Below are 11,605 nucleotides of genomic sequence, written 5' to 3'. Positions count from 1 at the left end.
TGTTAACTATTGTTATACATTTGCAAAAAATTACAACATGAGCAGAAATCAAGCTGGTAGAGGTAAAAAACAATTTTCAGGAAAAGGAAATGCGCCATATAAAAAGAAGTCACAACCTAAGAAGCAGGGTGCAAAATCCGACGATATTCGTTTAAACAAGTATATCTCAAATTCTGGTATTTGTTCTCGTAGAGAAGCAGATGAGAATATTGCTATTGGTTTAGTGACTGTAAATGGTAAGGTTGTAAATGAAATGGGCTATAAAGTGAAGCCGGGTGATGAGGTAAAGTTTGATGGCCAAAGAATTAGTCCGGAGCCAAAAGTTTATGTCTTATTAAATAAGCCAAAAGGTTTTGCAACAACCACAGCAGAAGGCAAAGGTAGAACGGTTATGGATTTGGTTGCTAATGCGACTTCTGCTAATATCAGACCGATTGGGCGTTTGGGTAGAAACTCTTTAGGCTTATTGTTATTTACCAATGACGAAAAAGTAGTACAGAAATTCACCAATTCTAAGAATGGTGTCGCAAGGTTGTTTCAGGTTGAATTAGATAGAAACCTAAAATTTGAAGATTTAAAGAAGATTCAAGAAGGGTTTAATGTAGACGGAAGAACAATTACTGTTGAAGAAGTAAGCTATGTTGAAGGAGAATCTAAAAACAAAATTGGAATAAAAATTAAGAACACAGGAAATTCTATTTTAAGAACCATTTTCGAAACACTTAAATACGACCTAGTGAAAATAGATTGTGTAGCCATTGGTCACTTAACCAAAAAAGATATTCCACGAGGTCATTGGAAGCATTTGACTACACAAGAAATCAATACCTTGAAGATGCTTTAAGTCTTTTTAACTTTAACGGTATAAGTAGCAATTAAATCATCACCTATGTAAATATGAACATCGTAGAAACCTGTTTTCACAAAACGTTGTTTAATGGTGAATTTGTTATTCACGCTCGTAACTGAAGTTGGTTTACGTTCCCAAGCATTGTTTCCACTATCAATCAATAGTTTTATAGCTTCTTTTCTGACAATGTTTTTCAGTTCAAATTCAAAAGAAATAGAATCACCTTTTTTTATATCATGGTGAATTACTTTAGAGGTGATAATGGTATTTAAATTCTTGTATGCATTACCATAAAGTACCGGTGATGCCAAAAAGGCTTCAAAAGTTGGTATATCCTTATCTAAAAGCCACCATTTTGAGTCAACAGGGAAATGATTAATTGCAAAAAGTTCTGGTCTTGCTAAAAAGAAACCATCATTGTATTTAAATTCAAACCTATTAGATTTTGGATTTGGAATGCCACTTGCCCAAGTAGGGTCGCACAAATACCATTTGTTATTCAGCTTTACTGCATTCCAAGAATGGTTCGGGATATCTAGTTTGTCAAGATCAGTTGTACTTACTCTTCCAAAGCCTTGTACAATTTCACATTCTATATCGGCCAGTCTAGAAAGTTCTCTTACCAAATACGCATAACCTGTACAAATGGTGCGTTTTTTCTTCAATAGTTTATGAAATAGTTGCCTTCTAAATTCATTATTCCATGCTTTAAATTTTACACTGTTATTTTTAAAGCGTTGACGTTTGTAATCGTTCTTTTTGTAAAGATTGTAATCGTTAGCAATATTCTCACATACCCATTTATAAATAGCTCTAAATTGTTCTGCTTCTGTTTTTAATGAGTAGGTGAGATTATATGAAAGTTGAGGTAAATTATGAAGTGTTTCACCTCTATACACCTTGGCAATACTATCAGCCTTTTTAAAGTTTATAGTATTAAAGTCGTTTGCTTGAGCATTAATCCTTAAAAGGAATACAAAAAGAAAAAAAGTAAGGATAAATTTGTAAAGCATTGACTTTTAATCTGAAAAAAGCATAATCAATATAATAGCTAATCGATTATGCTTTAAAAATGAAAAATTACTAGTGTTGTATATTAATTCTTTCGTTTTGATTTGTAAGGTGTGTTGTCATCTAAAGCACCAATCATTTCAATCATGTCTACGGTGAATTCTAGTTTTATATAACTAGTATCAGACATAATTGTTACTTTTTGAGTTTCATAACCTAAGTAGCTAAATACTAAAATATCACCTGCTTTTAGTTTTTTAGGAAATGTGAACGTGCCGTCTTCACCAGTCATTACACCAGTTTTGGTACCTTGAAGTGTGATGTTGGCTTCAGCAACAGGTTTACCTTCTGCAATAATGATACCTGTAATCGTTCGCTCATTTGTGCTCGTTTTTTGTGCACTAACTGTAGCTGTAGTCATGAATAATAACATCACCATACCAAATAATTTAATTGGCAGGATTGTGTCTATCCTTAAAAGTTTGAGTTTTAGTTTCATAATACCTGAATTTTGTTAGAGGTAAAATTAAATCAGTTCTATAAAGATATAAAATAGGCATTAGTTAACTGTAGCATTTGCAAAGTAAACCCATCTTTTGGATGAGTTATTAATACAAGTATCATAACACTAACTTTATATACAATTAATATTTCTAATAGATTCCTTCGTATCTTAGTAACAAATCAACCACAAAAAAATGAAAGATAATCTTAAAAGGGTCATTGTTGATTTTAAGAAATTAACACCAGATATTTTGGCATTATTGGTCGAAAAATATCCTTATGGATACGATGATGGTCATGTTATTTCATTTACGAATCATAAGAACGAAAAGATTGAAGCTGTGGAAGTGGTGACTAAAGATACCAAGTATTTGGTTAAGGTAAGTTCTACTCTAGCAGTAACAATGGCAAATTATGATGAAGATAATTATGAAGATTTTGATGGCAACGACCCAGAAGCGGTACAACCGCCAGAAAAGCTTGAAGATTAGAGTTTAATTGTTTTTTTTAAAATTACTTCCCATACAAATACAAAAAATACAATTAGATATTCTAAACCAATGACAAATAGGTTCTCAGTATTTGCGGCATTCGCATATGCCAAATAACTGAGTACAATTACTATTGACCATACCAAAGGAAATTTATACCTGCTAAAAACACACAAAATAACCAAAGTAGAAATGTACCAAGGATGCACTGTTGTGCTTAAAAATAAATAACATGTAAACGCTAAGAGCATAGATGTGGTAAGTTTAGGTATTGAATTATTTGTCTTGAAAAATGAAAAACTAATGATAATAAGTAGAGAAACTATTGGAAATATTCTTGTTATTGTTGCTATTTCATTATAGCCGCTAATTGAATAACCAATTGCTCTCGCGATGTAGTAAATACTGGCATTAAATTCAAAATCACCAAACCAAAGACCAACAGTTTTAGAGTAGTTGTTTATAAATTCCATAGAGAAGAATGGTAGAAATAAAACCAGAATGACTAAGCCAATTATAACATAAAAAGTAATGAGTTTTATGATTCCTGCAGTTGTAGAAACTTCCATACTACCTTCACGTTTGATTTTCATAAACCACCAAAAAAACAAAGGCAAAAACATGAGTGGAATAAGTTTTACTGAAATTGAAAAAGCAAATACCACTGCAGCCCATTTCCATTTATTATTGTGCAATAAATACAGTGCCCATACAAGAAAGAAAATCATAACACCTTCAAAATGAAGATTGCCTGTAAGCTCAATAATTATAAATGGATTAAGCATATACCAAAAGATTCTGTTTGAAGGTAGTTTTAAACGTTCTAATAGCTTTTTTCCAAAATATAACGTGCCAATGTCTGCAGAAATAATAATGAGTCGCATGCCTATTACAGAACTCAAAATTCCGTTACCAGGAAATAGGTTACCTAAAACAAAACACAATTGATTAATTGGTGGATAATTAGTAAAATGAGATGAACTTAAGGCGCCCATACCATCATACAATTCTTGAGCTTGTGAAATTGGTAAGTTACCATTTTGAATAAAAGAATCTGGTGTATATAAATATGGATTGAAACCTTCAAGAATCATTCGTCCATCCCAAATAAATCTAAAGAAATCTTGAGATAGATTAGGCATTACAAACAGAAATAACAACCTAAAAACAATGGATGATATGACTAAAACCCGAAAATAAAACCCAGATGTTTTTATAATCTGATAGGCACAAACAAAGAGCAAAACATATATAAGTAATAACTTTGTTAAGTCGGTTCGTTCAATACCATATGCAAACCATAAATACAGGAAACAACTTATAATAATGTAGGTTAAGGCTGTTTTCTTGTATTTAAAAATATTGGCTAGTCCTAGCATGAATCAAATATAGAATTAATTACTGCTCTTGTATAGTCGGAAAATAAAAAGATTTATAACTTTAATAAATCATAAAATTTAATAACATGGGTCATTCCATATATTTTAGCTTCTTTATTAAGGCAGGAAAGAAATCAGTTTTCGAAGCAATTTCTCAACCATCACAACTAGAGAAATGGTGGCCTTTAAAGTGTTCTGGTATTCCTGAAGTTGGTTCAACCTATAACTTTAATTTTACTGATGAGTATGATTGGTATGCTGAGGTTAAAAGTTGTAAAACTTCTGATCATATTCATTATAAAATGATAAAGTCAGATGGTGATTGGAATCCTACAACTTTTGGTTTTGATTTAGAAGATAAGAATGGTAATACATACATGAAGTTTTTTCACAAGGATTGGCCAGAATGCAATGAGCATTATAAATATTCATCCTTTTGTTGGGCAATGCTGTTAAAAGGATTACGAGATTATCTTGAAAATGGAATTGTAGTTCCGTTTGAAGAAAGGGAATAAGCGCTTATTATACTTTAGAAGCAATAGACTTAAAGAATACGTAACCAAAACCAATAAACAACATTAAATGGAAAGGAAATAGTCCGAAGTCGCCACCTTGGTCGCCAACAATAAAGGCGCTATACATTCCAAAACCAAAATAAGACATTAATAGACCTTCTAATACAACATTTTTAGAAAGGTTTTTTCTAAGATATTTGTTGTTTTTCCAGTTGTCTTTAAATCTGCGAATATTAAATTTTGGTGTTCTTACAAATTCACTCTTTTTACCAGCATGACCTTCTATTACTGCGATAGAATTGTGCAATGAGAATCCCATAGCAATAGAGAAGAATGTAAAGAACATGCCAACATATCCAAAGAACTTTTTAAATCCACTACCGTATGTATTACGATACATAAACCAATAGCATACAAAGAAGATTATAGTACTCATTACAAAGAAACTCATAACATAAAAGTAGTCTCTCAAGTGGGCATATTCATTCTTTATATAAAGCATAGGAATACTTAAAATAGCTACTACAAAAATGCTTAAAAACATTGAGCTATTTAATAAATGTAGCAATCCATGAACTTTAGTCTTTGCTGAAATATTCTTTGATTTAATCACACGCCAAAGCATTTTTCTAAAGTTCTCTGCGCCACCTTTGTTCCATCTAAATTGTTGCGAACGTGCTGCACTAATTACTATTGGTAATTCAGCTGGTGTCTCAACATCTTCAAGATATTTGAATTCCCAGTTTTTTAACTGGGCTCTATAACTTAAGTCTAAATCTTCTGTTAGTGTGTCGCCTTCCCAATTACCAGCATCAATAATGCAATCTTTTCGCCATATACCCGCTGTTCCATTAAAGTTGATAAAATGACCTTTGGAGTTACGTCCAACTTGTTCTAAAGTGAAATGTGCATCAAGAGCAAAGGCTTGTATTCTTGTTAAGAGTGAATAGTTTCTATTGATGTGGCCCCAACGTGTTTGTACGACACCAATTTTATCATTCTTAAAGTATGGTACGGTCCGCTTTAGCCAATTTGGTTGTGGTAAAAAGTCGGCATCAAAAATGGCAATAAAGTCACCTTTCGCTATTTCCAATCCTTCTTTTAAAGCACCAGCTTTAAATCCAACACGATTGGTTCTGGTAATATGTTTTATATCTAATCCTGTTTCTGCTAAGCGCTCTACATGTGCCTTAGTAGTTGTCACGGTTTCATCAGTTGAATCATCTAAAACCTGAATCTCTAATTTGTCTTTCGGATAATCTAGCAATGCAATATTGTCTAGTAAGCGCTCCATTACATACATTTCATTAAAAACAGGAAGCTGAATAGTTACATAAGGAACTTCATTAGGTTTAGAGAGATCAAAAGTTTCACATTGCTCTCTTTTCTTTTTTGACGAAAGATAATTGTATAACAAATTTAGCTGGGCCAAGGCGTACATAAAGATAAGTACAATGGCAATTGTGTAAATAATGATTATTAAATAATGTAAATAAATCACTTAATACTGTATTTGAAAATCCAAGATAAGATTTTTACGCCTGCAAATATAGCACCTTTTATGGTTCCTGAAACTTTTGAGACGCCTATTCTGTTTCGGTAATTAACAGGTATTTCTTTGTAGGTCATCTTTTTCTTTAAAACTTTAAGTTGCATCTCTACTGTCCAGCCATAGGTTTTGTCTTCCATATTAAGTGCCAACAACTTGTCATATTTAATAGCTCTAAATGGTCCTAAGTCTGTAAAAGTAGATTTAAAAAACAGCTTCATTAAGCTGGTTGCTAACCAATTACCAAATATCTGAGGAGTAGTCATAGAACCATCTTCGCGCAATTCTTTAGTTCTTGCTCCAACAACAAAATCAATATTTTCTTCTAATATTGGCTGGATGATTTTAGTCAATTCTTCAGGATAATCACTATAATCACCATCTAAAAAAACAATGATATCAGGTTTGTTTTTTTGTTGATAAATATAATCCATGCCTTTAAGGCAGGCATTACCATAACCTTTTTTTAATTCTCTCAGAACTGTTGCGCCCGCATTTTTAGCGTTCAATTCTGTGTTGTCAGTAGAATTGTTGCTTATTACAATAACTTCATCAACAGATTTGGGAATGTCATTTATGACCTTAGCAATGGAATCTTCCTCATTATAGGCAGGAATGACGACTTTAATTACCGGCATATTTTATTAGAATAGATGGGCAAAAATAACGTAATTTTTTATCCTTAATAACTTATGAAAAAGTGATAATTGATTATCGTAAATCACTTAAGCGGTTTTCTTTTTTGAATGATCTTAAATCTGTCCACTCTTTAATCTTCTTATCAAATTTATATTTTACTGCAGAAGATAATTTTCCATTGGTATACATAAGGCAATACCCATTTTTTTTGTTGTTATGTACTTGGCATTTGTGAGTGACTCTTCCTTTATTATCATAATAAACCCACCAATTTATTCTCTTACCTCTATTAAAATGACCTTCACTTTCTAATTGGCCACTTTCATTATAAAAAGCCCAAAACTTTGTTTTTTTATTAACCTTATAATGGCCTTTTGCTTTTAAGTTTCCATTTTTATGATAGTAGTACCAGAATTTACTCTTCTGACCATTTTCCATCCAACCTGCAGATTCTAATTGTCCATTGTCAAAATAATTTTTCTGATAATGTTTTTGGGCAATTCCTAATTGGCTAAAAAGAAAAAGTAAAAAGATAGTTCTCATTATTTATTATTTAGAAGTTTCATTAAGTCAACATCGTTACCTAACAATACCTCTGTCGGATTAATTCTTCCTTTCATACTATCATTCTCTAATTTTAACACTCCTCTTGGACAAACTGCTGAACAAATACCACATCCTACACAGCTTGAGCGTACAATATTTTCACCTTTTTGAGCATAATGTCTGACATCAATTCCCATTTCGCAACTATTAGAACAATTTCCACAAGAAATACATTGTCCGCCATTAGTTGTAATTCTGAATTTTGAAAACAAACGTTGCTGAAAACCTAATATAGCAGCCATTGGGCAACCAAAACGACACCATGCTCTACTTCCAAGAATAGGATAGAAACCTGTACCAATTACGCCAGAAAATATTGAGCCAATGTATATGCCATAGGTAGATCTCAATGAACTTGCTTTAACAAAAAATAATTGTTCTGTCGTGCCAGTGAAATGCATAATCAATAACAAGGCTATTGTAACGAAGAATCCCATTGCTCCGTATTTGGCATCTTTTCCAAGTTCTTGTCTCTTAAAATACATAACGCCTACAAAGATTATAGTTAGAAAAGCAATAACTAGTGAAATGAAAACACCCCTTGTTAGCCAAAAATCATTACTCTTATAGCCTAAATAAGTGTATACCATGGCTGTAGTCATCACTACGGAAAACACTAAAACGGTATGGATAAGCCAACGTTCAATTCGCCAAGCAGACCTTTTTTTAGAAGATAGATGTCTAAATGAATCACCTGCAGTTTCTGCCAATCCTCCGCAGCCACATACCCATGAACAGTACCATCTTTTACCGAATTTGTAGGTTAGGATTGGTGTAATAACGAATATGGAAAGAATACCGAAAACGATAAGGGCTAAACCTATATTTCCGTTGGAAAGAAATCCTTTTACAGACCATTCATCAAAAATGTAGTAATTAAGTGGCCAAACACTCTTAAGATCATAATATGGTAAGTCATTATTCATGACGTACATAAACTCTGGAATTAAAAAGGCAAAACCTAATTGAAAGAACATTACAGAAATTGTTCTTATTTGTTGGTAGCGATTATGTCTATATTTTAGAATAAACTTATAGCCAAAGGCCAATATTGCTATGGTGTATAAGGTCCCGTAAACAAACCACTGACTCGCATTCCTGCCACTAAGAAGTTGACTTAAAGGGTCAAATAAACTTATTAAGCCAGAATTGTCAGATAAGTCTTTTGCAGAGCCAAGCCCCAAGTATTTTGGATAAAAATAAAGGACAATGTAGAAGGTTGTCAACACCACACCAAGAGTCCATCCCCAAACCCCACGTGAAGATACAGACTTAAACCATTGACCATCATTTTTTATACCTTCAAGTTTGTTTAAATAGGCTTCTCTAGAATAGAAAATCGTTCCAACACTTATCAAACCTAATGACAACGATAAGAATATACCTTTATTTGGAAAATTTGTATTGAATAATGCTAATGCAAGGATAAATAAACCTATAATACCTAATGCCAATGCAATTTTCTGTTTGTTAGTAATATCTAAAGCATCAGGTTTTGCTAAAGACATACTATGATTTAATTTGTTACTCATGGTTATACAGTTTGTAATTGGTTAGTGTAAGCTCTTAAAATTTCAGATTCATATCTAGAATAAAATTCAGGGTCAAAATTGGCAATAGAAAGATGTTTCATAACATAATCTACATCGCGTTTTTCGGTCAACCATTTATCAAAAACTTCATGTCGCATCCGTATTCCAAAAGTGTTGATACCTAAAAAGGTATTTGTGTTTTTGTCAAAGGCAACAGTAATACACTTTGTGTCATCATCGTGTTTCCAATGAAAATGAACTTCATTATCTGGTCTGCCTTTGCTACCAAAGACCCAACCATAAGTTTGATATTCAATATCCATGAACTTAGCAGAGTTAAACCAATGACCAGGATTATATTTTAAGCGATTACCACAAATGGTTTGCGCTAGTGTTTCTCCCATCATTCTTCCTGTGTACCAAACCGCTTCAATGGGTCTTCGGTTTCCAATAGCTTCATGTTGTTCGGCACAATCACCAATAGCGTAAACATCAGGAATATTTGTTTCTAGAAAACGATTCACTTTTACACCACGACCAGTTTCGATATCAGAATCTTTCAGAAAATCGATATTTGGTGAAACACCAGCAGTAAGACCAACGACATTACAAGCGATTTCTTCACCAGTTTCTTCAATTATTACCGACTTTACCTTACCGTTTTCGTCAGATTTTATTTCTTTTAAATTAGTCGATAATCTAAGATCAATGTGATGATTCCTAATATGTCTATTAATCATTTCGCTTTCACCTTCAGGTAAAACACCATTCCAAAATGAAGATTCTCTAACCAAAAATGTCACAGGTATACTTCTGCTGTTCAACATTTCTGCGAGTTCAATACCTATCAATCCTCCGCCAACGATTACAGCACGTTCGCAAACTTTATTGTTAGGCGCGTGTTTTTCAAGATTTTCAAGATCTTGTTTGTGATACATACCCATCACGCCATCTAAATCTTGTCCTGGCCAACCAAATTTATTGGGTTTACTTCCAGTTGCAATAACAAGTTTGTCATACTGTAAGATGTCACCATCAGCAAATTGAAGTGTTTTAGATTTTGTTTCAACATGCTTCACATAGCCTTTTTTAAGATTGATACGATTCTTTTGCCAAAACCAATTCTCGTATGGTTGTGTGTGCTCAAATTTCATATGTCCCATGTAGACATACATTAATGCAGTTCGAGAAAAAAAGTATTCTGTTTCGGCAGAGATGATAGTTATTTTTTTGTCTGAAAGTTTTCTAATATGTCTGGCTAGAGTAACACCAGAAATACCATTACCAATAATAACAATATGTTCCATAAATCTTGATTGTTAGTGTGACGTCTGTCGTTCTTAAAGTTAAGAACTTAATTTTAAGTCCTAATTTAGATGTGTTTTAAATTAGCTATTAATTGTAAGGTTTTTAGTTTTAACATTGGATTAAGAGAATGGTGGTTTAGAAAAGACTTAATTGTAACGTCATTTTTATTTTATGAAGATTTTCAAATACATTCTATCATTTACACTTGTCATATTTTTAATTTCTTGTGCAGTAACACATGATGTTCAAAAAATTAATGGTGTGAGTTTTGTGGCTTCTAGAGTCGCAATAGATAGTACTCATGTAAAGCCTGTGGTTAAGCTTCATGCCAATTATGCTGCAATTATGCCCTTTGGTTTTACGTCTTCAATAGACAATCCTAATATCGGATACAGTAAAAGCTGGCAATGGTTTGGCGAAACTAAAGAAGGTGCAAAGCACTATATTAAAGTCCTCAATAAAAGCGGTATTAAAGTAATGCTGAAACCTCAAATTTGGGTGAACGATGGTGTCTTTACAGGAAAAATTAAAATGATCAATGAAGCGGATTGGAAAATTTTAGAAGAAACCTACTCCAACTTTATTTTAGATTTTGCAAAAGTTGCTGAGGAAGCAAATGCCGACATATTTTGCATTGGTACCGAACTTGAAAGTTTTGTGACTAATCGACCAGACTATTGGAAGCATCTCATTTCTGAGGTTAGAAAAATATACAAGGGTAAATTGACCTATGCTGCTAATTGGAATGAGTTTAGCAAAACACCTTTTTGGAATCTGTTAGATTACATAGGAATTGATGCCTATTTTCCTGTAAGTAATGAGAAAACACCAACTGTTGAAGAGTGTTTAAAAGGTTGGGAGAAGCATAAAACTACAATAAAAAGTTTCAATGAAACCTATGATAAACCTGTTTTATTCACTGAATTCGGATATAGGAGTGTGGATTATTCAGGCAAGGCACCTTGGACTGTAGATCGTACGGAGAACGATGTAAATATGGAGGCCCAAGTTAATACCACCAAAGCCTTATTTGAAACATTTTGGAATGAAGAATGGTTCGCTGGTGGATTTGTATGGAAATGGTTTCACTTTCATGACAAAGCAGGTGGAGAAAACAACAACCGATTTACCCCACAAAACAAGCCTGCCGAGACTGTAATATCTTCTTATTATCAATCTAATTGATATATACCATGTAAGTATTAAAGTGGTTTGCGACAA

The 11,605-nt window shown here is 32.9% G+C and carries 12 protein-coding genes; 4 read left to right on the top strand and 8 right to left on the bottom strand.

Annotated elements, in window-relative coordinates; genetic code table 11:
- The first annotated feature begins 37 nt into the window (after positions 1–37).
- Complete coding sequence (locus tag HRU50_RS09835; protein WP_296350711.1) at positions 38–844, top strand: pseudouridine synthase; 807 nt, start codon at positions 38–40, stop codon at positions 842–844.
- Here the strand turns inward: HRU50_RS09835 and HRU50_RS09830 are convergent.
- Entirely contained in the window at positions 841–1,863 is a 1,023-nt protein-coding gene (locus tag HRU50_RS09830) for a transglutaminase domain-containing protein (RefSeq protein ID WP_296350710.1), read from the bottom strand. The two genes, HRU50_RS09835 and HRU50_RS09830, sit on opposite strands and share 4 nt — an antisense overlap.
- An 83-nt stretch (positions 1,864–1,946) precedes the next feature.
- Positions 1,947–2,360 carry a carboxypeptidase-like regulatory domain-containing protein gene (locus HRU50_RS09825; RefSeq protein WP_296350709.1) on the bottom strand — a complete coding sequence of 138 codons (414 nt, stop codon included), beginning with the start codon at positions 2,358–2,360 and terminating at the stop codon, positions 1,947–1,949.
- A 199-nt stretch (positions 2,361–2,559) separates the two neighbouring features.
- On the opposite strand from HRU50_RS09825, the gene HRU50_RS09820 reads away from it, so the two are divergent.
- Entirely contained in the window at positions 2,560–2,856 is a 297-nt protein-coding gene (locus HRU50_RS09820; RefSeq protein WP_296350708.1) for a hypothetical protein, read from the top strand.
- On the opposite strand, the gene HRU50_RS09815 is transcribed toward HRU50_RS09820, so the two are convergent.
- A complete protein-coding gene (locus HRU50_RS09815) occupies positions 2,853–3,998 on the bottom strand; it encodes a mannosyltransferase (RefSeq protein WP_366927372.1) in 1,146 nt (381 codons plus the stop codon). The genes HRU50_RS09820 and HRU50_RS09815 overlap by 4 nt on opposite strands.
- A gap of 323 nt (positions 3,999–4,321) precedes the next feature.
- Here HRU50_RS09815 and HRU50_RS09810 point away from each other — a divergent pair, with 323 nt between their 5' ends.
- On the top strand, positions 4,322–4,750 hold the full coding sequence (locus tag HRU50_RS09810) for an SRPBCC domain-containing protein (protein WP_296350705.1): 429 nt from the start codon (positions 4,322–4,324) through the stop codon (positions 4,748–4,750).
- A 7-nt stretch (positions 4,751–4,757) separates the two neighbouring features.
- On the opposite strand, the gene HRU50_RS09805 is transcribed toward HRU50_RS09810, so the two are convergent.
- The 5 genes from HRU50_RS09805 to HRU50_RS09785 all read right to left on the bottom strand — a co-directional run bounded on the left by HRU50_RS09805 (position 4,758) and on the right by HRU50_RS09785 (position 10,383).
- On the bottom strand, positions 4,758–6,248 hold the full coding sequence (locus tag HRU50_RS09805) for a cellulose synthase family protein (RefSeq protein ID WP_296350894.1): 1,491 nt from the start codon (positions 6,246–6,248) through the stop codon (positions 4,758–4,760).
- Positions 6,248–6,937 (bottom strand): glycosyltransferase family 2 protein, encoded by a 690-nt coding sequence (locus tag HRU50_RS09800; protein ID WP_296350703.1) that lies wholly within the window; start codon positions 6,935–6,937, stop codon positions 6,248–6,250. Before HRU50_RS09800 ends, HRU50_RS09805 begins: the two co-directional genes overlap by 1 nt.
- A 73-nt stretch (positions 6,938–7,010) precedes the next feature.
- Positions 7,011–7,481 carry a hypothetical protein gene (locus HRU50_RS09795; protein ID WP_296350701.1) on the bottom strand — a complete coding sequence of 157 codons (471 nt, stop codon included), beginning with the start codon at positions 7,479–7,481 and terminating at the stop codon, positions 7,011–7,013.
- The gene (locus tag HRU50_RS09790; protein WP_296350697.1) at positions 7,481–9,076 is read right to left on the bottom strand and encodes a 4Fe-4S dicluster domain-containing protein; all 1,596 of its coding nucleotides are present in this window, start codon (positions 9,074–9,076) and stop codon (positions 7,481–7,483) included. The genes HRU50_RS09795 and HRU50_RS09790 overlap by 1 nt, the downstream gene beginning before the upstream one ends.
- A 2-nt stretch (positions 9,077–9,078) precedes the next feature.
- Positions 9,079–10,383, bottom strand: a complete 1,305-nt coding sequence (locus HRU50_RS09785) for an FAD/NAD(P)-binding oxidoreductase (protein WP_296350695.1) — start codon at positions 10,381–10,383, stop codon at positions 9,079–9,081.
- Positions 10,384–10,555: 172 nt separating this feature from the next.
- Here HRU50_RS09785 and HRU50_RS09780 point away from each other — a divergent pair, with 172 nt between their 5' ends.
- Positions 10,556–11,569 carry a glycoside hydrolase gene (locus HRU50_RS09780; protein WP_296350693.1) on the top strand — a complete coding sequence of 338 codons (1,014 nt, stop codon included), beginning with the start codon at positions 10,556–10,558 and terminating at the stop codon, positions 11,567–11,569.
- Positions 11,570–11,605 lie beyond the last annotated feature (36 nt).

Origin of the sequence: Winogradskyella sp., assembly GCF_013213835.1 — a bacterium.
Taxonomy (GTDB): Bacteria; Bacteroidota; Bacteroidia; order Flavobacteriales; family Flavobacteriaceae; genus Winogradskyella.
The sequence above is the reverse complement of the archived record's forward strand: the minus strand, read 5'-3'. Positions and strand labels throughout refer to the sequence as shown.